Annotated in this window: 23 protein-coding genes; all 23 read right to left on the minus strand. The window is 45.8% G+C overall.

What is annotated here, in order from left to right; translation table 11 throughout:
* Nucleotides 1-14: 14 nt before the first annotated feature.
* Nucleotides 15-710: a hypothetical protein gene (locus tag WC659_03625; GenBank protein ID MFA4872997.1), complete on the minus strand. Its 696-nt coding sequence runs from the start codon at nucleotides 708-710 to the stop codon at nucleotides 15-17.
* Between the two features lie 23 nt (nucleotides 711-733).
* A complete protein-coding gene (locus WC659_03630; protein MFA4872998.1) occupies nucleotides 734-1,123 on the minus strand; it encodes a DUF302 domain-containing protein in 390 nt (129 codons plus the stop codon).
* 7 nt (nucleotides 1,124-1,130) lie between these two features.
* Nucleotides 1,131-1,355, minus strand: a complete 225-nt coding sequence (locus WC659_03635) for an SHOCT domain-containing protein (protein MFA4872999.1) — start codon at nucleotides 1,353-1,355, stop codon at nucleotides 1,131-1,133.
* Nucleotides 1,356-1,443: 88 nt separating this feature from the next.
* The gene (locus tag WC659_03640; protein ID MFA4873000.1) at nucleotides 1,444-1,866 is read right to left on the minus strand and encodes a hypothetical protein; all 423 of its coding nucleotides are present in this window, start codon (nucleotides 1,864-1,866) and stop codon (nucleotides 1,444-1,446) included.
* A gap of 203 nt (nucleotides 1,867-2,069) precedes the next feature.
* Entirely contained in the window at nucleotides 2,070-2,384 is a 315-nt protein-coding gene (locus WC659_03645) for a YerC/YecD family TrpR-related protein (GenBank protein ID MFA4873001.1), read from the minus strand.
* 36 nt (nucleotides 2,385-2,420) lie between these two features.
* Nucleotides 2,421-3,596 carry an ATP-binding protein gene (locus WC659_03650; protein MFA4873002.1) on the minus strand — a complete coding sequence of 392 codons (1,176 nt, stop codon included), beginning with the start codon at nucleotides 3,594-3,596 and terminating at the stop codon, nucleotides 2,421-2,423.
* A gap of 402 nt (nucleotides 3,597-3,998) precedes the next feature.
* Nucleotides 3,999-4,730: a nucleotidyl transferase AbiEii/AbiGii toxin family protein gene (locus tag WC659_03655; GenBank protein ID MFA4873003.1), complete on the minus strand. Its 732-nt coding sequence runs from the start codon at nucleotides 4,728-4,730 to the stop codon at nucleotides 3,999-4,001.
* Entirely contained in the window at nucleotides 4,696-5,322 is a 627-nt protein-coding gene (locus tag WC659_03660) for a hypothetical protein (GenBank protein ID MFA4873004.1), read from the minus strand. Before WC659_03660 ends, WC659_03655 begins: the two co-directional genes overlap by 35 nt.
* Nucleotides 5,323-5,584: 262 nt before the next feature.
* Nucleotides 5,585-5,725 (minus strand): hypothetical protein, encoded by a 141-nt coding sequence (locus WC659_03665; GenBank protein ID MFA4873005.1) that lies wholly within the window; start codon nucleotides 5,723-5,725, stop codon nucleotides 5,585-5,587.
* A gap of 126 nt (nucleotides 5,726-5,851) precedes the next feature.
* Nucleotides 5,852-8,227, minus strand: coding sequence for a trypsin-like peptidase domain-containing protein (locus WC659_03670; GenBank protein ID MFA4873006.1), 2,376 nt, complete (start codon nucleotides 8,225-8,227; stop codon nucleotides 5,852-5,854).
* A 96-nt stretch (nucleotides 8,228-8,323) separates the two neighbouring features.
* Complete coding sequence (locus WC659_03675) at nucleotides 8,324-9,085, minus strand: hypothetical protein (GenBank protein ID MFA4873007.1); 762 nt, start codon at nucleotides 9,083-9,085, stop codon at nucleotides 8,324-8,326.
* A 29-nt stretch (nucleotides 9,086-9,114) separates the two neighbouring features.
* Nucleotides 9,115-9,990, minus strand: coding sequence for a S49 family peptidase (locus tag WC659_03680; GenBank protein ID MFA4873008.1), 876 nt, complete (start codon nucleotides 9,988-9,990; stop codon nucleotides 9,115-9,117).
* 380 nt (nucleotides 9,991-10,370) lie between these two features.
* Nucleotides 10,371-10,922: an RHS repeat-associated core domain-containing protein gene (locus tag WC659_03685; protein ID MFA4873009.1), complete on the minus strand. Its 552-nt coding sequence runs from the start codon at nucleotides 10,920-10,922 to the stop codon at nucleotides 10,371-10,373.
* 298 nt (nucleotides 10,923-11,220) lie between these two features.
* Nucleotides 11,221-11,508: a hypothetical protein gene (locus tag WC659_03690; protein ID MFA4873010.1), complete on the minus strand. Its 288-nt coding sequence runs from the start codon at nucleotides 11,506-11,508 to the stop codon at nucleotides 11,221-11,223.
* Between the two features lie 3 nt (nucleotides 11,509-11,511).
* Nucleotides 11,512-12,738, minus strand: coding sequence for an RHS repeat-associated core domain-containing protein (locus WC659_03695; protein ID MFA4873011.1), 1,227 nt, complete (start codon nucleotides 12,736-12,738; stop codon nucleotides 11,512-11,514).
* Between the two features lie 49 nt (nucleotides 12,739-12,787).
* Complete coding sequence (locus WC659_03700) at nucleotides 12,788-13,324, minus strand: hypothetical protein (protein MFA4873012.1); 537 nt, start codon at nucleotides 13,322-13,324, stop codon at nucleotides 12,788-12,790.
* Between the two features lie 15 nt (nucleotides 13,325-13,339).
* Nucleotides 13,340-13,933 (minus strand): hypothetical protein, encoded by a 594-nt coding sequence (locus tag WC659_03705; protein ID MFA4873013.1) that lies wholly within the window; start codon nucleotides 13,931-13,933, stop codon nucleotides 13,340-13,342.
* 1 nt (nucleotide 13,934) lies between these two features.
* Nucleotides 13,935-15,419, minus strand: a complete 1,485-nt coding sequence (locus WC659_03710) for an RHS repeat-associated core domain-containing protein (protein MFA4873014.1) — start codon at nucleotides 15,417-15,419, stop codon at nucleotides 13,935-13,937.
* A gap of 565 nt (nucleotides 15,420-15,984) precedes the next feature.
* Entirely contained in the window at nucleotides 15,985-16,707 is a 723-nt protein-coding gene (locus tag WC659_03715) for a hypothetical protein (GenBank protein MFA4873015.1), read from the minus strand.
* Between the two features lie 349 nt (nucleotides 16,708-17,056).
* Entirely contained in the window at nucleotides 17,057-17,284 is a 228-nt protein-coding gene (locus WC659_03720; protein ID MFA4873016.1) for a hypothetical protein, read from the minus strand.
* Between the two features lie 319 nt (nucleotides 17,285-17,603).
* Nucleotides 17,604-19,997, minus strand: coding sequence for an RHS repeat-associated core domain-containing protein (locus tag WC659_03725; GenBank protein MFA4873017.1), 2,394 nt, complete (start codon nucleotides 19,995-19,997; stop codon nucleotides 17,604-17,606).
* A 74-nt stretch (nucleotides 19,998-20,071) separates the two neighbouring features.
* A complete protein-coding gene (locus tag WC659_03730; GenBank protein MFA4873018.1) occupies nucleotides 20,072-20,656 on the minus strand; it encodes a hypothetical protein in 585 nt (194 codons plus the stop codon).
* Between the two features lie 17 nt (nucleotides 20,657-20,673).
* The coding region (locus WC659_03735) for an RHS repeat-associated core domain-containing protein (GenBank protein ID MFA4873019.1) at nucleotides 20,674-22,196 on the minus strand (1,523 nt) is incomplete at its 5' end.

The raw sequence follows: 22,196 nt of genomic DNA on the forward strand, positions 1-22,196 counted from the left end.
TTTTAACTCAACGTCTACGAATAGAGATATTTGTACAAGAGCTGTGCTTGGTCAACGATTGCCTGAAATACGCTTACTTCATCTCCCAGATCAGAATTCATCGTCTTCGGGAACACCAGATATCCTTGCACCGGCATCTCCTGATCGGTGGTGGGGATTACGCAGAGTTCGCCAATCTCGCGAACGTTCTTTTTTTGTTCTCTTGTCTGGATAAGTTCCCGATTGGAGACGCTTGTTTTGAGGAGCAGAAAATGTCGCGACGTATACACGAATTCTTTCACGGTTTGCTCGTGCGCGCTCTCCACAAACCTGAACATCCCCCACTCGGCCTTAGCGACCGACGTGACAGCTACGGCGAGCAACCGCTGAAACATGTCTTTTCGAGCCTTCTCGCTCCCTTTCTCGGTCGCAAGGAGATCGCTCGTGAGTTTCTTGAGAAGCGGCAGTCTGCGGTTCACCACGCCGATGTACTCAAACGCGTCAATGAGCTTTTCTTGGGTGATACGCCCCTCGTGCTCGATCTGCCGCACATGTTCTTCTTTTCGTTTCACATCGCGCCGATGGAGCACATATACTCCATAGGCGAGACCGAATGCCAGCAAGGACACGACTGACTCTGCGTATTCTTCTGGAAGGGCAAACACATGGCCGGTAATCACATGCGGCTCTCCCAAAATCACCAGAAACAATATGAAAAATGCCATTTTCATGGTAAGAGTCATGGCCGTCAATATTAAAGAGCGTCAATCACACCCTTGAGGATCGTCTCAACTTCTTGGGCAAGCGGCTCCAGCGATACATTGTTAATAACGCTAAACGCAATAGTCGGACGCTGTGCAGATACGACCACTGAACCATCATCCCGTTCATAGACGATCACGTTGCAGGGCAGGAGCAGTCCGATTTCTTCTTCCCTCTGCAGCGCCTTATATGCCCTAGGCGGATTGCATGCGCCCAAGATGCGATAGCGCCTAAACTCAACGCCAAGTTTTTCCTTTAAGGTCTTCTGCACGTCAATGTCCGTGAGTATGCCGAATCCTTGCGCCTTGAGCGCCGTGACTGTTTTCTCAACCGCTTCCTCAAAAGGAATGGTAAGGTGCTTTGAGTATCCGTAAGTAGACATAGGATTATTAGTTAATCTCTTTCTTTATTTTCTCGAATTCCTCTCTTGTGATTTCTCCCTTTGCATACCGCTCTTTCAGAATATCAAGCGCTGGTTTCCCTTGCGGCTGACCCCTTCCGCTCATCTCACGGATAAGCCAGGCAATCAGGAGAACCACCCCTCCCCAGAAGAGGAGCATCATGACGCCGCCCATAAACCACCCAAACATATTACCGGCTGCATAGTTCCACATAAGAAATTGAATAAATTAAATAAAACAAAAATACGCCTCTATAACTGCGAGGGCAAAGCCTTTCTATAAACTTATAGAAAGGTTGCCTCTATATGGAAGCGTATACGCGGGGATTGAGCACCCCGCCGGCATAAGCGCGCACGAGATACGAATACCACTTGGAGTCTCTCACGAAACGTTCATAGAGCAAGAACCGCCTACTAGGAGGGCTCTCCGCAACCATCGGCGTAAGGTGCCACACGACGATTGCGATGAACATGGTGAGGCTCATCAAGAGCAGGGTCACCCACAGAGGGGCGCTCGCGAATAACGCGCGCCACTCCATGAGGTGGCTGCCCACATTCATGGGACAGAAAGATGACTTATGCTGCGGCGCAAAGGGGCACCCTGACATGCCCTGCTCGTCCATGCGCATGGTGAGATTTGCTCCTACGGAAACCAACACAAGCGCCAGCGCCGCTCCCGCAACCAACAGGCGAAATGCACTGTGTTTTTGAACCGATAATTTCATAATCCTCATTGTGTAACAATTTGGCAGTTTAACAGTTTAGCAGTTTAAACAACTTAGGGCGCTTAAAAAAATAACATTTCTATTAACTACAAGGTTTGGCCTTGTTTTCCGGAACTATAATGTCAATAGGTTGGATATGTTATTTTTTTACGGCGCCTTAGCCATTTAACCATTAATATTAAACAACAATTAAAGTGCAGAAATTATAGCACAGTTCTCTTTTTCTTGCCAACACCCATGCGCGTAAGCATAGCGCGGTAACCACCCATCCCACTTTTTAGCCAGTGCGCCACGCGCACCACCGTGGAGGTAGACAGTCCTGTCTTTTTCGCCACCTCGCGGTAGGTCTCCCCTTCTGCCAGCAGATTCACCGCCTGCCAGCGCTTGCTGAATTCCCTGATTTCTTCAAGGGTCAGAAGGTCCCTGAAAAAACGTTCGGCTTCGCTCAAGTCTTTGAGCTTCAGCACTGCCCTGCACAGGGATCTGGTATGTTCATTCGTCCATGGATACGGAGCCATAAAACAGCTAACTATAGAATATATGTCGTTTGAAAATCAATCAAATGTAGCCAGAACTTGAGGCCAATCGCGCCAGCCGAGCACGGAAGCGGCCTGGCGCTTCTGCGTTTGTTCTCCCCCATACACAATATACGACGAAGCGGCCTGCTTGGATATGGCACGGTAATACGCAATCCCGTCAAAAAATTCTGATGCTACGGTCTGGCCGGATTTGATTTCAATCGGCAGTAACCCTCCATGACGCTCAATAACCAGGTCAACTTCGTGGCCGGTTTTGTCCCTCCAAAAAAACGCCCGAGGCACAAGCCCGCGGTGAAAACGGTGCTTTAACCACTCCGCGATCACCATTGATTCAAAAATCCCTCCTCTCAAGTAATGGCTTTTGAGTTGACTGGCCTGTGTAATATGGAGAAGGGCGCACAACACGCCCGTATCATAAAAATAAATTTTTGGCGTTTTCACCACCCGTTTATTAAAATTCCTGTGATGCGGCTGCAATAAGAAAATAATGAAGCTCGCTTCCAGGATGGAGAGCCACGCCTTCACGGTTGCCTGATTAATGCCGCAATCGTTGCCAAGCGAGGTGATATTAAGGAGTTGGCCAACCCGTGCCGCTACGAGCTGTAAAAATTTTCTAAAAGTGCTGAGGTTTTCGATATTTTTAATCAGCCGCACGTCGCGCTCCACATAGGTCTGAATATAATTTTGGTAATAACTGGATGCGTCCATCTTTTGATCAAATAGCTTAGGGTAGAATCCCTTCAATAGTACTTCCTCAATCGTTATCCGAGTAAACCCCTTATACGCTTCGGCCAATTCTTCAAGCGCAAGCGGCAGCAAATGCGCGATGGCAACCCGGCCGGCAAGCGACTGGGTAATGCCTTCCAGCAATAAAAAATTCTGTGAGCCGGTCAAAATATACTGGCCGTTCTTGCGTGTTTCGTCCGCGATTGTTTGCAAGAGGGAAAAAAGCTTAGGCACCCGCTGCGCTTCATCAATCACCGCCCCGTCCGCATACTGGCCAAGCAGGCCTTTCGGATCCTTTTCAGCAAACTCCCTCGTTTCCAGATCTTCAAGGTTGAGGTAAGGTTTAGTGGGGAAAAGGGATCTGACGAGGGTAGTTTTGCCAGACTGTCGAGGACCTGTCACGGCAACGACCGGATAGTGTCGAGTGTATTCTTTAATTTTTTTCGCTAGGGTTCTCTTAATCATGTTATTATGATACTCCACTTGGACAAATCTGTCAATTGAGTATAAGATTTGTCAAAACGCACGTGAAGCTCCACGGCTTTACCGCCGTGGCATCTTCACGTTCTTCGGCGGAACCCGCCGAAGCGTATCCGCCTTCGCTTGAAGGCTACGGCGGATTACCCGCATCGCATTCATCCACCCCGCCATGGCGGGGTGGCTTTCTGCGGAGGCGGGTAAAATTTACCATCAGAGGCCTTCATTTTCAGTTGGTCACATTTTGTGACTAGTGCCGTAACAATTTAATTATGCCATATCACTGGCGTGTTTTGAGCAGTATTTACAGGGAGATTTGGCACTATGCATGTTGCGAAACTTAATTGTTACGGTACTAGGCCGCAAACCGCGGCGCCCTCCCCTTTCTCGCTATTTTTCCCCAAGAAAGCTTACGATTTTCTGCTCAAGGATTTTACGGAAATCTTTAAGATGCATGACATGGCTTGCGGGTAAAAATTCCCGAAGTTCGCCGCGGAAATTGATCTTGGATTTCTTCAATAAAGCAAGAACTTGAGTGAGATCGTCTTTTTCCTTCACCAATGGATAGTTTCCCGAAAGCAAAAAGAAATAATCGTAAAAATCCCTTGGTTTATGACGATTGATAAGTGCTTTCATTTTACCTTTAATGATTTCTTCTTTCGGTAAATGGACAAGGGTATAGGGCTGAATATAGTCATTTTCAATCAGCGTTCTGACGCCCCTAATCCAATTGTCATTGCGCAGAGAAACCTCAAAATAAATTTCAGTGATTTTATCGTAGGCGCTAAATTCAAATATGCCCAAGTATCCTCCGGTTGTGTATTTCCCTTCTTTGAGGGAAACGTGGATACCGGTCTTCTCGATATTGGCCAAGGTATTGATAAAAAGTTTCTCAACTTTATGTTTGGCAATTTTCACACCGGTAAAATCAAGATCTTCTGAAAAACGAGGACTATGGAAAACAATCCGCAAAGCTGTGCCGCCCTTGAAGAGCAGACGATCCGCATCGGGCAATTGGTAAAGATACGACAAAAACAAGTGCTGGCAATATTCTCGAACGACATTTCCGAGTTTAGTTTGCGTGTGATCAGTAAATTTTTGGAGGTTTGCGCGTGTCAACATACATTTGCTTGATACGCTTTAACATACCCGGCCTCTTGAACAGTTTTGCATATTCAATCAGTTTCGGCCTGTCAATGTTCCGCAGTTTCAAACGATCATTCAGGGACACTTTTTTGAGATCAACAAAATACAGATAATCAGCCAGCGCCTTTTCCGGCTCGGCAATCAAAACTTTATAACGATCGACTTCCCGTAATTCATAACCGGTGAATGCCTCGGTTTTAATATGACGATAAGTGAAATTCCCGATTGGCGTTTCAAATTCCCTGGAAGTTTTAGTGGTTATTGAAGTATTTCCATACACCACTTCTGGAATAATTTTATAATAAGATAGCGCCGTTTCCAGCGAGACATAAGATGGCTGATAAAGCTTGTTCGCGATAAAAAAGTAATCCGGGTGGCTGTCTTTAATTGTATAAAAATTATTGCGCAACTTTACAAAAAGACCGCTCGTTAAATTCGAGGAAATAAAATTAGCCGCTCTTTTCAAGGACACATTGAAAACGCCCTTGAATTCTTGTGGAGTAAACACCTCTAATCCTATTTTTTTAAGTTTTTCTTCCACTTCTATACGTTTCAGTTTTAGTGCCATATACCAGTAAAAATGAATTGACTACCTTCATTGTAGTCTATGGCGAAATCCATGTCAAACATATATAGAGGAGTGGCGCGGAATGCACCCCTCTCACACACTCCTGCTTATTATATTTTAATTCGCGCGAATTAGAATATATAAGAATGGTCCCATTTATATCAGTTTTCTCGTGTAGCCTGTAAGAATGTTCAAAAAAACAAAACGGGCGATAATAGCTCTATGAGCATATTCCGCCCGTTGCCGCAAATAGTATTTACTATTAAAACTGGAAGTGAAGACCCAGCTGCTGCTGATAACCAGCGATTCTTGCGCTCAATGCAACGAATCGCCCCAGAAGTGAGTTCATGTTCGGCATGATGATAACGCCGGCTAAGAGGATGACGATCAAATATTTTTTCATAAGAGTCTGCGCCTTGTGGGGAATACCTCGACCTTTGATCCCCTCCATTGATTCCATTACACCATACCGCGGCAATTCCGCATCAGGGGGAAAACTGACTCAATTCCTCCCTGCAAAAAGGATCTGTCAGAGTTTCTCAAAATCCTTTTCCGAAATTCCGAGCCCGAGATTCCTCATCACGCTATAGGCGTCTGCGGCGCGGCCGAGGAAATAGCGCTTACCGTCTTTGGGGTTGATATACCACGCCTCTCCCCTGCTCTCTACCTGCAGAAATATCTTGCCCTTATGCTTATTGGCAAACGCGATATCAGTGCGCACCTTAGCGGTGCCATGCACCGTGGGCGCGCTTCCTTGCTCGATCTCTTGCTTATCGCCCATGCCGTCGCCATCCGTATCGGCTTTCGCCTTATCCGTTCCCAGCGCGTCTTCGAGCAGATCCGACAATCCATCTTTATCTGCATCCTCCCCTGCCATCTGCACGAGCCCCACGGGAATTTTTGACAAATCAACTGTCTTTACGCCAACCCCCTGCTGGCGCATAATCGCATACGCATCATCCGCACGGCCTAAGTAATACGCGGTCGTGTCCCGCACGCTAAAATACCAGGCTTCACCATGTTTCTCGACCTGGAGAACAATTCTCCCCAAAAGCGACCTCCCCTTGCTGCTGGAAATTTTCTTTGAGGACAAGGGCGCAGAAGACGATTGAGGCTGGAGGTTCTGCGACAGTGATGGCGCGGGTGACGGAGCGGCTGAAGAGGAGGGGGTCGCCGCAGGAGGAGCAGCTACCGGCCTGCCGAGCGAGAGCCCGGCAAGCACCTCACGCTCAAACTGCGCGACAAGATCGTCAAATTTCTTCTGATCGCTGCCGTACCACTCAAACATGACAACCATCACGCGATCCTTCTCTCGTATGCGATAACCGGCGCCAAACCATTCAGCGGTGTTCCCCGTTTCTTCATTTTCGAAACGGTATCGGTAGTGGATGCCATCCGGCACCTCGCCGTTCACACGGTAATGAAATGATGACTGATAACGTTTGGGAGTGTAGAGAGACGCGACGGTAAAATCGCTGGCAATGATATTCTTAATAGAATCAAAATACTGTTCATTTGTCGCGTTTTCTACGCTTGAGGTTTGTTCCACAAGATACACGCCCCAGCCTAACTCCGGTATGTCCTGATTTTGGCCGCTCGCCGGATGGCCGGAATGGTTAAGCGGCTTGAGCACCCATGGCTTGGGTACGGTAATCGTAAAGTGAGGTTTCGCGTGTTCGTAATACCGCTGTTCTGTAAAAGGAGCGCCATCATCCTTCAACACAAGCGTTTTGAACATGCTGTCAATCTTGTCTTTATCTTTCTTGTTTTTGCCTTCATACCAGGTGAGCGTGACAATGTATTGCTTACTTGGGAATAGGGCGGTATATAACTCCCCTTCCGACACTTGTTTTGCGAAACGTTTGCCGGTCTTTCCGCTCACCACCATATCCCCCTGTTGAATAAGAGAAGAGATCTTCTGGAGTATGTTAGCACTTACTTCCAGGATATGCGGCGTGATGAGAAGCTCCGTAGGCGCCCAAGATGCACTCAAAAATCCACCGTCGGGATCGTCATTTTCCACGCCTATGGCGTTCTCGTCATCGTGAAAAAATTTCCAGCCATCCGGTTTCGTCATCTTAAGATAAGGGATAGTGCTGGTAAACACGTTGATATTTTTCAGCCCCACTTGCTCCCTGATAAGCGCATCTATCCTGCCCTGCAAAGGTGAAACGCTTGTGGACTTCTGGTATGCCTTCAAGAGCCACGGTTCTACCGTTGCCATGCTAATGGCGTATCCAAGGCTTCCCGTGTAATCAGAATGCGCTTCCGAAGTGATGCCGATAAGTTCTCCGCTCACATTCACGAGTGCGCCGCCGGATGATCCAAAGGAAATCACGGCGCCGGTTTTTATCCACGATTTTTGATATTTTTCTAACGTGCCCGCGACCGTATCCACGCTTGCGGTAATGGTCTTCCCTCCAATGCTGGGGTACCCGAGCGCGAGCACCTCGTCGCCGGTTTTCACTGACGCGTGCGTGCCGCGATTATAATAATCAAACTGGGTGATGCGGCTAAGACCCTCCACGTTGCGGATTTTCAAGAGCGCGAGATCAAGCTCCTTATTTTTGTCGATCACGTGGGCGGAATAACTGCAGTCCGGCTCCTCGGTGAGCGATGTGGTAAGGCATACGATGTACGCGGTTGCGAGGGGCTCCCGGAACCGATCCTCGCTGTGGATGACGTGGTAATTGGTGAGCATGTCGCCCTGGTTATTGATGATAACTCCCGAACCATAGCCCACGAGGACGAGATTGCGATAATTATCCTCAATGTAAGTCTTGATTTTTACCACAGCCTTATGCGCGTCATCCGCGTTCACCGCCGCGCGTGCGGGCATAGCGGTGCTGACAACAAACAAGATTGCAGCCATGATAATGACAAATGTTCGGGAAATGGTATACATAAAATTCGCGATTAATAATAAAGCCCCTATGCTTAAAATGTTCAGATCGACGTGTCAAGTGTCCGTAGACTTGGCATCTATGAAATTATAATAAACTTACTTTGAGACCTCATTTGAAGGCGCGCCCTTTATTGTATTTAATTCTTTATACTGCAAATACGTGTAGGCGATGAATACAGGAGTGATGATGCTGGTGATAATTTGTATGATGTTTTGCCATACTGCGCTGAAGATCTTGTCGCCTGTGAACATTTTCACGGGAATGGAGAGGATGACGTAGATCAAGACTGAGATAACGAGGACAAACAGCGACCTTCCAAATATCGCCCACCAATATCCTGTTATTATTTCCTTACTTCGCTTCAATGACGCGCGGATTCCCGAATTTTCGAAAACCACCACAAATAACGCAAACGAATAATACACCCAATAGATAATGCCAGGTACGATGAGGAGAAGGGACAACAACACAATTAACAATCCGTACAGAAAGCCCGCACCTACCACTTTCCACCAATAGCGCTGCGCGCGTTTGAATGTCTCTCGCACCGATTCGGAGGGCAGTGACTGCATGCGGAGACATATCGCCGTAGAGGTAAGAATGCTGAGGTAAACAAGCAGAAGAAGCCACACGATACCGAAGATGCCCAGAATAATATTCACAATCGCCTCCTCTCTTGCGCTCCCCTTATGAAGTACCATGATTATCACATTAAGAAGCAGCAATACACGGGGGAGCAATCCTACGAGGATTATCAATGCGTAAGGCTTGAGCTGTGAAAGGACGAGCTCAACCGCCTGTTTGAATAGGTCGGGAGGACTGCTAAGTGTGGGTCGTTGAATTGTAAGTGGTTGCATATCATTGGTCATACGTGATGGAGTGAGATTTAATGCCAACATAGTGAAGGTTTTTCACCGATGATTTTCTCCAAGTAGGTGATTGCGTCCCGCTGGTCTCCCAAACGGTCTGCCAAGCCCACATCCAATGCGCGTTTACCCAACATGGTTGATCCATCGGCAAGGTTCTTGATAGCCGCTTCATCAAGTCCTCTATTGACCGCCACATCTTGGACGAACATATCGTGGAGCGCCACGATGTCCCGCATCATGAGCTGTCTTTCCTCATTTGTTAGTGGCTTATTTGAGTTTCCAATATCTTTGTATTGTGCGGATACTAAGCGTTCGTATACGAGCCCTTCACGATTATTTTTTCCTGTTTCCTCAAGAAAAGACCAGTTGACGCCTATCCCACCTACATCAGATGTAGGTGAAACGAAAATCGTATCGGCGCCGCTCGCGGCTAAATATGCGGACGAAGTACCGCTGCTTCGTATGACCGCAACCGTCGGCTTCTGCACCCGCTTGAACGCGTCGGCAATTTCTTTCCCCGCAGTGAGGGAACCGCCGTATGAATCAAACTCGAGCAACACCGCCTTGACGCGATCCAGTCCTTCAGCCTGCTCAAGGTAGTGAATGATCCTGTCCGACGATACCCTGCTCTCTCGCTCCTCATTTTCATCTGATTTATCATCACCAGAGTTCGACTCATTCGGTATATAAGTTAAGATGGTTCCATGCACCTCGATGCCCATTACATTGCCGTCTGGACAGATTTCTGACGATACACTCATCTCCCCACGAGTCGAATCTTTTCCAAAATGGTTCTGATAATTCAACGTCCAATACGAAACCAACGTTCCGACAACGAGGAAGTAAAAAAGTACTTTCAACGATCTCATTGTGCTTTCAAATGCTGGGGACATAGTATTATGTTGATCGCTTCAGCCAATTATATCATCCAACTCCTATGTTGGCTAACAGTCAAATGCAAATATTGCTCAATATTAAGCTCTGTGTGTGAGTACAAATCAACGTACTTTTATTATTTAATTACCTATAAAATTCAATACGACACCCATAATTATCAAACAAATTCCCAAAAGCGTAAACGGAATTTTTATCAGGATTCGAGTTTGCTCATTTTTATCCTGAAATAATTCCCTGAATCTACCATAGCCGGGGAAGATAGTAAATAAATAGTATATCTTACCCAATGCTGAAATAATGATGGGGAACTGCATTAATGCTATTATGACAAAACCAAATATAATCAGACGTATTGCTGTACTCATAGACTAAGCTATTATTCACTACTCTGGGTCTTTTCTAATCCAACCGCCAAGAAAACCGAATCCTGTCTTAAGAACTGACCAATATTCTGCTTGTAGTACCTGGCGTTCGCATACGTCAAACTGGTGTCCCTGTCATACATGTGCCCTGTAAACTTCCTCTGTTCGTCGAAGGAGCCTGATTTCCAGTCAATCCTCATTGATCCGTAGGGGTAGTAGTCCAATAATTGTACCATGCCTCCGGTGCTATTCGTAGCGACGTTAGAACCCGTCAGATGATCCGTGTGGATGTATTGGAGGGTTGAGCCTTCCACTGTGGCAACCAGCTGGCTTCCTGCGTAGATATGCTTACTATTCTTCGTCCCATCGCTATTATACAGCTTATTCGCATACCGCGTCGTCACGCTTCCTGAAACCAGTTTCGTCCTCTGGCCTGTATGGTCGTACTGATAGGTGACGGTGGAACCTGTTTTCTGGGATTGGGTCAGCTGGTTGGCGTAGTTCCATGAGTGAGTCCAGGTGGAATCAGAGGTCAGGTTGCCGTTGTTATCATACGCGTAGGTCACGCCGTTGACCGACGTTGCCGCATGGGGGTTCGCGTAATTGGTGCCTTGGTAGAGGTAAGCCCCGACATCTGACTTGTTAGAGATGTTGCCGATGGCGTCGTAGGAATACGTTTGCGTGAAGTTTCCTGGACTGGTGGATGTGGCGTTGGTGGCGATAGCGGAGGTAAGGCGATGCAGATCATCATAGGCATGGGTGATGGTATCCGCGTCTGGCTCTGCATTTGGCGCGATTGCGGGGGCTATTTCGTCGAATAAATCTTATTAAGGTATTTGCCCCCTTATCTATACTCAACTTCACTCAATCAATCATAATGCCTATATTATGCAATTGTTTCTTTGGGTCCCAATTTTCTGGTTCATTGTCTATCTTATCTCTCCATGGCATTCCCTCCTCTATCCACTTTTTACGCAATTCCAAATGCCGTTTCTCGCGCTCTTGCGCAGTCTTACCGAAATCATGATATCCATATTGTATATGACAACATGGGCAAATATTATCGGACTGACTGTCTCCCTTCCATGCAGGCTCATGATAAACCGAATATATATCGTACCCGCATACCGGGCAATAAGAATCGTTAGTCATATCTCATTCCTTAATAACGTTATCAACTTTATTCCAATCAACCAACTCGCCTTGTTGGTTATTCCAATAATCCAGATTTGTTCCTTGTCCATGAACGGCAGGGTCTGGTTTGAAGAACGTCCTGATAGTGCCGTCCGGATTGTAGGAACCGAGCGTGTTCGCTGCTTCGTCATAGACTCTGACAATGCCATCTTTATCAATCTTAGTCGGCAACTTATCGCTCTGTGCTCTCTGAAGAAAGTCGCGAGCCAAATCTGTATATTCGTCAGCGCTCCGAGCGCCGAATTCGCTAGCATGGTCCAAGTAATGTTCTTTATATTTTGTAGGGCTGGCCCACGCCTTAGCTCCTTTCAACCCTTTCGACGCATCCGCCACATTATCGAAGTGGCCCGCAACGAGTCTCGCTGCCTTACCGTATCCGCCTCCAACGGATAGAAGCCCAATGCCTACGCCTGCAAGAGTAATACTCTTCTGAATTTTGGTCGAGTTTGGATTAAGCCAAGTCTTTACGAGATCATAGACGTCCCAGACCGTAAAACCCGCTTCAACTGCAAGGTACATTAATCCTGCGATACTGAATGTAACCGGTTCAGTGCCGAACGGGTCAATATATTTCATCGGATTATTATTCGCGTATGCATAGCTGTTCAATCCTTGTGGATTGCTCAACAGTGCTGCCGACTGCGCTCCATCTCGAACACCAATAGTAAGATACACGGGATCCTGTGATAAGAACCGTCCAATCCCCTGCTTGTAATACCTCGCATTGGCATACGTTAAACTGGTATCCCTATCAAACTCATGCCCCGTGAACTTCCTCTGTTCGTCGAAGGAGCCTGACTTCCAGTCAATCCTCATTGATCCGTAGGGATAGTAGTCCAATAATTGTACCATGCCTCCACTACTGTTCGTAGCGGCGTTCGAGCCGGTGAGGTGGTCGGTATGGAGGTATTGAAGTGTCGTACCCTCGACTGTTCCTATGAGCTGGCTTCCTGCGTAGATATGCTTGGTTGCCGTGGTTTGCTTGATATTGTAGAGCTTGTTGGGATAGTGGCGGGCATAGCCGCTCACGCCGTCATAGTACTTGGTCCTTTGCCCTGTGTGGTCGTATTGGTAGGTGACGGTGGAGCCTGTTTTCTGGGACTGGGTAAGCTGGTTAGCGTAGTTCCAAGTGTGAGTCCACGTCGAATCTGACGTGAGATTGCCGTTGTTGTCATACGCGTAGGTCACGCCACCCACTGACGTTGCCGCGTGGGGATTGGCGGTTTCAGTGTCGGAATCAATTTTCGGTGCTTGTTATTGTATTATTCGGATTAAAGTATTTTTTATTCTTAAACAGTCCTATTAATAACACAATAAAGACTAAGAAATAAATGCCAAAATTTACCGCCATGCCCACCGGAGAAAAAGTAAAATCAAGCGCTTCCTGACGTACCGCAAGTCCACGCGCCTCACGACTTATAATATATGCGTCCTTTGCCAAATCGACATGAGTGAATGAAATGACAAACATGACTACCGTAAAGAATAAATAAAGAACAATACCCGCCACAGCTATTGGGAAGGCTCGTGGATATTGTTTAAATACAAAGACCGCTGCACTACCCGTAACAATCAATACCGCGAGAGCAAAGACTATATACAATACACCGAATCCAAAATTATTTAGTATATTGTAGTCGGATACCGTTTGATAGCGGAGAAGATCGAAAAGTGTGCGTACGAACAACCAAACTAATACGATTATAAGAATCGTGATAATTTTGGGCCGTTTTGACTGCGTACTGACCTGTGAATTTGTGACCGTTTGTTCCATATGATTTTTTGTAGATTACCACATCCGTTCGAATTCGGTGGATTTTATCAATTCTAAATTGGTGAGCTTAGCGCTTTCGAGCGCCTCTGCAACACGTTCTGTGACGAATCTTACACCTGTACCTTCCGCAAGGAAAATATCGCTTCCGTCCCACATTTTGAGATCGAAGTAATATCCATATCGTGCACGATATGATCCGTACTTCTCACTTGCAGGTACCTGCACCCACTCACTTTTACTATCATCAATGGGTCCACACTTACCCGTCACTACAAGCCCGCTATATCCTGACACTTCCTCTCTTTTTTTATTAAAAACTCTTGCCGGGAAAGTTGACCAGCCGGTGAACCTTCCCTTCTTCAACACTTCGACTACTCTATCGCTGATTAGGAGAATGGGAGGGTTTGCCGACATGAAGTCCTTTGGCCGTGTGCCGCCATTATGACCGAAGATCACGGGCTTTGCTGAACCTTCCTTTCCAGCAAGCAAGTCGAAGTCGTATTGTACCTTATCTTTGACTCTTTCAGGATACTCCTTAACATATTGGCTCATCGCGCCATATTCTATCCCCGCTCCTAGAAGGTAAAATTGGTCTGGAGTGTATGCCATATTATTCAATCTTAAAATCAATCCTATACTTCTCGGCTGTTTCATTCGCAAAATTATGTATCTGCTCTTGCGAAGCGTTTGGATTTTTACTGATAAACTTCTCCCACCTTGCATTATACTCGTTTGATAACTTCTGATGTGTCCCATCCGGTCCCTTCTGCCACCATGAACCGTACTTGGGATCATGGACATTAATACCGGCTCGCTCAAAGAATCCTCTAAAATTTTCCGTTTGCGGCAACATATGGTGCGCGTCGAACCCGCTCCCCGGATTCTTTCCAGTGAGTTCAATTAAGTTACCCCTGAAATGCCCTGAGGTAAAACTCTTAAAGTTCATCGCTCTGTCGACCGCTTTTGCTGCGTCACTCGCCTTATCCGCAACCCTCGTCACCCGTGCCGCTGCTCCCAACCCGGTCGCGAAAGGAATAGCGGCGCCGCCAATATCAAGCCCCAGGCTCAACATTTCTCCCTTCACGTCTCCTCCATGAGCAATCGCACCACCTAATTTGTAAAGATCGTACGCGATGAAGCCGATATCAATAAAGGTATCAAGAAACTCACCTCCCTTGTCAACATACTTGAGAGGATTGTTGGTGACGTAAGAGTAAGAATTGAGGTATTGAGGATTGGAGAGATACTCTCGCATCCTCATGTTCGTTCCTTGTTGGATTGCCTGCTCGTCCCCGATAGAGAGGAATACGGGATCCTGCGACAGGAAACGCCCTATGTTCTGCTTATAATACCTCGCATTGGCGTAGGTAAGACTGGTGTCTCTATCGAACTCATGCCCCGTGAACTTCCTCTGCTCGTCGAAAGAGCCTGATTTCCAGTCTATCCTCATGCTGCCATACGGGTAGTAGTCCAATAATTGTACCATGCCTCCACTGCTGTTCGTAGCGACGTTCGAGCCAGTGAGGTGGTCGGTATGGAGGTATTGGAGGGTTGAGCCTTCCACGGTGGCAATCAGTTGACTTCCGGCGTAGATGTGCTTGGTTGCCGTGGTTTGCTTGATATTGTAGAGCTTGTTGGGATAGTGGCGGGCATAGCCGCTCACGCCGTCATAGTACTTGGTCCTTTGCCCTGTGTGGTCGTATTGGTAGGTCACGGTGGAGCCGCCTGTGGATTGGGTAAGCTGGTTAGCGTAGTTCCAAGTGTGAGTCCACGTCGAATCTGACGTGAGATTGCCGTTGTTGTCATACGCATACACGGCAGAGCCGACTTTTGTCACTGCATGAGGGTTGGCGTAATTGGTGCCTTCATAGAGATACGTGCCTTGGTCAGATGCCGTGAGAATATTCCCAATCGCGCTGTAGGTGTACGTTCTTCCGGTGTTATCGCCATTCGCCGCGCCGGTAATTGAAGAGGTCAAAAGCCTATGCAAATCGTCGTAGGTATAGGTGATGGTCTTGCCTGCGTTGGTGCTGGACGCTTCTACGATCTGAGTGATATTCCCCACCTGGTCGTATGACCATTCTTGAGGTATCACATTTTTACGATCGTTAGCTTTTGATACCTCTGCATCATCACTTGCAATCCACCCCCTATCAATAACGATCGCTATATATTGGAAGTGGATATGAACGAGTATTGAACGCCATAATGCTCTCACCGGATGCTTTTAGAGATTTTCAAGGTGCTTTGCGGTTACTATGCCCACCTCTGGAGGGTCTACTGGACTTCCCCTACCCCTGCGGCATCATTGTCCTGTAATGAAGTATATCACGGAGGAAATCGAACGAAAAAATCCATGGAAGCCGTCTTTCTGATACGGTGATAAAGGGGATGTTTGATCGAAATTCTCTCTCCTTGAATAGGGGGAAAGGTGCCCGCGTCACGAAATATCGGAGTGCGATCAGCAGCGGCTTCGCTTCAATGTGAGCAACAAATTGAGTATGCCCGCCCAAGGCTAGACTCCACCGACGTACATCCCCTACCCATGGGAGCAAAATCGTCTATTCATTGAAGAACTAAGTGTTAAGAAGAGAGGAGAAAATAACATACGTATCCTCTTTATCTTATACTACAAATAGGATAGGGAAATCATTCAAATATTACTTAGGTATTAACACTTCTATATCCAGAAGCTGATATAAATAATATTTAGTTTTTTCTATTACCTTATTGGTTAAACCATAAATTTGTTGATAATTATATTTGGCATTTTCTGACCACCAATTTTTTCCTTCTTCAATTGATTCTGTTAAATTTTTCTTCACCTCAACTACCCCTTTTTCTGTTAACCTACTGAATAATTCTTCCTGATTAAGTATTGTTTCGGCCATATACGCTTTTGAAATATAGGGGTCAACGAATCTATAATTTCCATGACGAAGATCTCCCCTTAATTTTGAACTACCAAAAACTCGTGATATATCTTTCACCCATTGCTTCAATGCTTCGTCGACTTCTTTTTTATTTATAGCAACTTTTTTAATATCGTTTTTCATTTCAGTTATATAACGTACTATTTTATTTTTTACCGTCTCCATATCTTCTAGATAAGCGTATATATGATGTTCTAAAGCTTCATGGTTTGAAACTTTTTCATTACTTGTATAAAATTCGTTAAAATAAAGCGGGTATTTGCTTATTTTTTTTACAAACCAATCAATTGCTGTCAGTAATTTCCAATATTTTTCTACGATATCCCTATTAAAACTTGATCCTTTTTTCGTATCGTCTGCTAAAGAAGGAGAAAAATACTCTGGATTAAGATAAATCAACAAATTGGATAATAGATTTTCTATTTCATTTTGTCTACTAGGAGTACTCATACTTGCTTCTTCAATTCTACATCTCCAGTCGAGAAAACAGTACTTTGTTGATAGCCGACTGAAAGAGTGGGGTGCAGGCGGCCGGAACGCTGAAGTCTTCAAGACTCGGATGAAAGAGCTACAGACTCCGCAAGCTCGAGCATCCCAAACCTCGCAACAGCTTCTTCCTGCATAACATACTCAACAACAATTATGCGACTCAGCTCCGCAGAGTTATTTTATTTCTCCTCATGTAAATAAATTGGAGAGGGTTCTTGAAACCGCTATTCGCTCTTACCCACTAAGCAGGACCATTCAAGACATACCGGCCATTGTGCCAGGTCACCAATAAAACGTATAAGTAATTTCTTTATACGTTTGCATTCTTTTTTTCAACAACCAACCACAAACCAAAAAATAGAGTGACTATGGATATAAGCAACATTGTTGTGTACAACACTAGACTAAAATCGTGGGGAAATCCACCGTAAAGAAAACCTAAGATAGGTGTAAAGAATTTCCAAATAGCAAGAATGCTTGCAATGATTAAAAATATCCCAGTAATATTATTTATTGCTTTCTTTTCTTTGGTGTCCATATTATTTAAGTTTATTTCTTTATTAATTCAACACATACCACCCGTAAGTTTGTAGGTAAGTCAAAATAATAATCCACAAAATTAGAATTACTGTATTACTCACAAATAGGGTTTTGTTTTGTATTCGTTTCCTAGAGTGAAAGAAGATTAGAAACACCATTACAATAAATATGAAATATAAGTATTCTCCCAACCCTCCTTCAAACAAGGAACGAGAATCTCTGTAAATGTAGATACTGCCTACTGAAAATAGCGCGTACACTGCTATATAAGCCATTACGAAACGTTTAATATTAGACATAATGAATGTGGTAATTTATCAATCAAAGAAATAATTAAACCATTTATTATCGTTTGTAGCATTGCCTACCACTTGATAACTACCATTCTTATCATACACAACTTCGCCATATCCGGATCTTCCGTAATTCCAAATAGACCGGCCTTGACTCCAAAGGTGTGACGATCTGGGTGTACGGGAATCATCTCGTGAGTAACTCACTGAACCATCCCATGCATGTACTGTAGTTTGGTTCTTGATAGCAAAGAACCTACCTATATTCATTGAAGCGCCTAGATCACCGGAGTGACAAATTAAAAGGTTGATCTCGTTCGAGTCTTTCTTATCCAAATTACCTAAATAATAAGCATCTTTACCAGATGGAGTCTTACCATCAATGTATGTTGTTAAGTACTGGTCATGTGATGCATCAATAGCTATTATGTTCGATGCGTCCGAACCACCGCTATGAAACAGCAGAGAAACTCCCTCAATAGTTGTCCCATCACTGCCCATACCATTCCATGCATCAGCAAATCCTTGTTCTGTTGAAATAGGCATCATATGAACAGGTGTTTTGTATGTACTTGAAAAAGAGTCACCCTGTGCTTGTGCTTGTTCAGAAAACGATTTTTCATCATAAAATACATAACTATCCAAACCTACGGGATCAATATACTTCAACGGATTGTTAATTACATAACTATAACTATTCCACTTCTGGGGATTTATCAAGAAATCGGGATTTACCGCTAGCACGAACGGCTCTATTGAATAAAATCTACCTATAGCTCCATCGTAGTACCTTGCGCCCATGTAGGACAATTCGGTATCTCTGTCATACATGTGCCCGGTGAATTTCCTCTGCTCGTCGAAGGAGCCTGACTTCCAGTCTATCCTCATACTCCCATACGGGTAGTAGTCCAATAATTGTACCATGCCTCCACTGCTGTTCGTAGCGGCGTTCGAGCCTGTCAGATGATCCGTGTGTACATACTGCAGTGCTGTGCCCTCGACTGTTCCTATAAGCTGGCTTCCCGCGTAGATATGCTTGGTAGCCGTGGTTTGCTTGATATTGTAGAGCTTGTTGGGATAGTGGCGGGCGTAGCCGCTGGCGCCGTCATTGTACTTGGTCCTTTGCCCTGTGTGGTCGTATTGGTAGGTGACAGTGGAGCCAGTCTTCTGGGATTTGGTGAGTTTGTTGTTGTAGTCCCAGGTATGAGCCCAGACACTATCACCGGTCAAGTTACCATTGTTATCGTACGCATACACCGCAGTACCAACCTTTGTAGTCGCGTGAGGATTCGCGTAATTGGTGCCTTCGTAGAGATAGGTGCCTTGGTCGGAAGCTGTGAGAATATTCCCAATAGCGCTGTACGTGTACGTTCTGCCGGTGTTATCGCCGTTCGCCGCGCCAGTGACTGTGGCCGTTAGGAGCCGGTGGAGATCGTCGTAGGTGTAGGTGGTGGTTTTGGCAGTGTCAGTGCCGGAGGCGTCTGTGATCTGGGTGATATTCCCTACCGCGTCATAGATATAGGAAATATCTTGGAGATTGGTGGGGCTGGGAGGAGCAGCTTGGGTGTAAGTGACCTCGAGGATGGGATCGTAGGACGTGCCGGAGTAGTTGACTGTTCTAATATTAAGCTCATTATATTTGCCGGTGGTGCTGCTATAGAATTGGCTGTCAATGACATCATGCCCCTCGCATAAACCTAATCTTGTCGCGCCAGTCTTGGAAATCCAGGAAAGGCCGGTGGTGTTGAGATTAAACGTGAGGAACTGGCCAGTGGCAATTGACGTGATATCTTTGCGCTCTGCACTATTAATGCCTTCGGTGGGCGTGTGGATGCTACCGCACTGGTCATAGTCGCCAGTGGAGAGGCTGGTCGTGGTTGCCTGCGAGGTTTGCACCACCGTGATCCAGTCGTCGCCGTCATTGTCATTATTCTTCTTGGAGGCTACATAGACCTTGAGTTTGGCGGAGGTTATGGTGGCGTCATTTGGCAAATCCTCGGTATTGAAAGGAAGGAATGCGCGGTCAATCTGGTAGCTTGAGGTGGAATACCTGCCTGTCCGTACGTAAAGGGAAGAGCTGGAATAATTGGCTAAACTGCCGCTCGTGGCATGATGAGCAGTATCCCAGGAACTCCTGTAATAGACATATCCATCGCCTGTGACTGGATAGAATGGCACAGTGACGGGCGTGCCGCCGCCTCCGCCGCCCCCGGGGCCGCTTGTCTGCTTGCGCGTTAAACGATAGAGCGCGTTCTGGTTATAGGTATTGGTGGTGGCGGTATTGTTGGCGTTTGCCTGGTACGTGATCTGGCCTAAAGGCGAATAATCAAAGTCGGTAACGACGTTGGTGAAAACGCCTCCTGATTCTTTCTTCTGCACGGTTTCGGTGAGTGCGCCCGCATTGTACGTATATTGCACTTCGCTGTTGTCAGGGTACTTGATATTGACCGTATTCCGAGGCCTCTTCCAACCATATTATGCACTTATCAGAATTAATGACTACAACTCTCCACTCTTGCCCCTTTTATGTCCTCATCTACATGTATAAATGTGATACTATGAAGCATATCCTCTGCTGCTAATTGCTGCTCGCTTGTAAGAAAAGAGGGCTGATAAAACAGGTAGAATGATCGATTCCCAAATGGAATACTGTATTGATCCATAATATCCCCTTCATCAGTTATCAGCCTATAATAAGCGGCCTCATAACCATTGAGGGTAGACTTTTCGTATTTAGGGCCTGGCTCTACCAATGAATTATCTATAATAGATTCTAGTGTTTCATAATAACGTGAATCTATGCCCAAAATATATTCTTCATCAGCGGGTTTGCTTACAACCAATGCGCCTCTTCTTTTTATACGAACATCTCCACCTTGCGAAACATTTATAAATTCATCAGGGTATTTTACTTCTACACTAACGGTACCAGTATATAGTCTTAGGCAATTAAATGTTTTATCTTTTAGGGTAAAGGGGATTTTACTCTGTTCGCCTTTTTGATATACATAGAAACCTACTCCTAAGGTGACAAAAAGAATCAATAACGAAATAAATACTGATTTTTTATTTAACATAAATCCATGTTATCCCGTTAAGAATTCCCTTCAATAGGTGGCTTTGTTGCTGGTGTATAAGGAGTACTGGTATAGCTAGTCTCAGGACCATTCAATCTACTTTGATTCTCATATCGAGCCCAGCCTTGTATATCGTAACCCTGTATTCGACTCTCTACGGTATATATAGCTCGTCCTTGATCATCATAGGTACGGGTTAGAGATTGATAGAATATACCTTGATCCCGATTAGCATTTTGTTCTATAGTATACACCCAACCAGTTCCAGAGTCAGGATCATAAGTGACTTCTGCTATTACCCCCACATGACCATAACTACCTCCAGACCAGGAAAGGATATCATTTTCCTGTGGCATTGCGGTACTACCATTGCCATATACTATGTATGAACCAGGATTATCGGGATTATTGCTCTGGAAGGCTCTGTTGATATTAGACTGGTTACCATACGCATAACCGTGTCCTGTGCCAGCTAAATTGATGTTATATTCTGATCGTACAAAATTCTTAGTAAAATCAACACATTGATATTGGTGTTGACCTGTTCCTGTCAGTCGCCCTCCGCTGTATACGTTTACTCCTCGATAATTACCAAGTATTTCTCCGGTTATATACGAACTTCCACTCGACAGATATGGTTGGTATTCAGATACTTTTTTACCTGTAGTATCGATAAATCTCAATGGATTATTCCGTGCATATGAATAGGCGTTTGCTTGTTGGGGATCAGTCAAATATACGCTGGGTGAATGCGTATATATAGAATCCTGGCTCAAGAACCTTCCCACGTTCTGCTTGTAGTACCGGGCGTTGGCGTAAGTTAAACTGGTGTCCCTGTCATACATGTGTCCCGTGAACTTCCTCTGCTCATCAAACGTTCCTGATTTCCAATCTATCCTCATGCTCCCGTACGGGTAGTAGTCCAATAATTGTACCATGCCTCCGGTGCTGTTCGTAGCGGCGTTCGAGCCTGTTAAGTGGTCGGTGTGGATATATTGGAGGGTTGAGCCTTCCATGGTGGCAACCAGCTGGCTTCCTGCGTAGATATGCTTGGTTGCCGTGGTTTGCTTGATATTGTAGAGCTTGTTGGGATAGTGGCGGGCGTAGCCGCTGGCGCCGTCATAGTACTTGGTCCTTTGCCCTGTATGGTCGTATTGGTAGGTGACGGTGGAGCCAGTCTTCTGGGATTGGGTCAGCTGGTTGGCGTAGTTCCATGAGTGAGTCCAGGTGGAATCAGAGGTGAGGTTGCCATTGTTGTCGTACGCATACGTCACGCCATTAACCGACGTTGCCGCGTGGGGATTGGCGTAGTTCGTGCCTTGGTAGAGGTAATTTCCAATGTCTGATTTATTGGTGATATCCCCTATCGCATCGTAAGCATATGTCTGGGTGAAATTCCCCGGACTGGTGGATGTGGCATTGGTGGCGATAGCGGAGGTAAGGCGATGCAGGTCATCATAGCCGTAGACCATTGTTTTAGCCGTATCGGTGAGGGAGTTATCTACGGTTTGCGTGATATTGCCGACGGAGTCGTAGGTGT

It is taken from the genome of Patescibacteria group bacterium (genome assembly GCA_041645165.1).
In the GTDB taxonomy this organism is placed as follows: domain Bacteria; phylum Patescibacteriota; class Patescibacteriia; order 2-02-FULL-49-11; family 2-02-FULL-49-11; genus 2-02-FULL-49-11.

Excerpts from the sequence above, each read along its gene's own strand:
- WC659_03650 (MFA4873002.1), bottom strand. The coding sequence starts at position 3,596 with ATGATTAAGAGAACCCTAGCGAAAAAAATTAAAGAATACACTCGACAC.
- WC659_03640 (MFA4873000.1), bottom strand. The coding sequence starts at position 1,866 with ATGAAATTATCGGTTCAAAAACACAGTGCATTTCGCCTGTTGGTTGCG.
- WC659_03730 (MFA4873018.1), bottom strand. The coding sequence starts at position 20,656 with ATGTTAAATAAAAAATCAGTATTTATTTCGTTATTGATTCTTTTTGTC.
- WC659_03675 (MFA4873007.1), bottom strand. The coding sequence starts at position 9,085 with ATGCAACCACTTACAATTCAACGACCCACACTTAGCAGTCCTCCCGAC.
- WC659_03625 (MFA4872997.1), bottom strand. The coding sequence starts at position 710 with ATGAAAATGGCATTTTTCATATTGTTTCTGGTGATTTTGGGAGAGCCG.
- WC659_03680 (MFA4873008.1), bottom strand. The coding sequence starts at position 9,990 with ATGTCCCCAGCATTTGAAAGCACAATGAGATCGTTGAAAGTACTTTTT.
- WC659_03665 (MFA4873005.1), bottom strand. The coding sequence starts at position 5,725 with ATGAAAAAATATTTGATCGTCATCCTCTTAGCCGGCGTTATCATCATG.
- WC659_03660 (MFA4873004.1), bottom strand. The coding sequence starts at position 5,322 with ATGGCACTAAAACTGAAACGTATAGAAGTGGAAGAAAAACTTAAAAAA.
- WC659_03690 (MFA4873010.1), bottom strand. The coding sequence starts at position 11,508 with ATGACTAACGATTCTTATTGCCCGGTATGCGGGTACGATATATATTCG.
- WC659_03720 (MFA4873016.1), bottom strand. The coding sequence starts at position 17,284 with ATGGACACCAAAGAAAAGAAAGCAATAAATAATATTACTGGGATATTT.
- WC659_03655 (MFA4873003.1), bottom strand. The coding sequence starts at position 4,730 with ATGTTGACACGCGCAAACCTCCAAAAATTTACTGATCACACGCAAACT.
- WC659_03630 (MFA4872998.1), bottom strand. The coding sequence starts at position 1,123 with ATGTCTACTTACGGATACTCAAAGCACCTTACCATTCCTTTTGAGGAA.
- WC659_03635 (MFA4872999.1), bottom strand. The coding sequence starts at position 1,355 with ATGTGGAACTATGCAGCCGGTAATATGTTTGGGTGGTTTATGGGCGGC.
- WC659_03705 (MFA4873013.1), bottom strand. The coding sequence starts at position 13,933 with ATGGCATACACTCCAGACCAATTTTACCTTCTAGGAGCGGGGATAGAA.
- WC659_03670 (MFA4873006.1), bottom strand. The coding sequence starts at position 8,227 with ATGTATACCATTTCCCGAACATTTGTCATTATCATGGCTGCAATCTTG.
- WC659_03700 (MFA4873012.1), bottom strand. The coding sequence starts at position 13,324 with ATGGAACAAACGGTCACAAATTCACAGGTCAGTACGCAGTCAAAACGG.
- WC659_03645 (MFA4873001.1), bottom strand. The coding sequence starts at position 2,384 with ATGGCTCCGTATCCATGGACGAATGAACATACCAGATCCCTGTGCAGG.
- WC659_03715 (MFA4873015.1), bottom strand. The coding sequence starts at position 16,707 with ATGAGTACTCCTAGTAGACAAAATGAAATAGAAAATCTATTATCCAAT.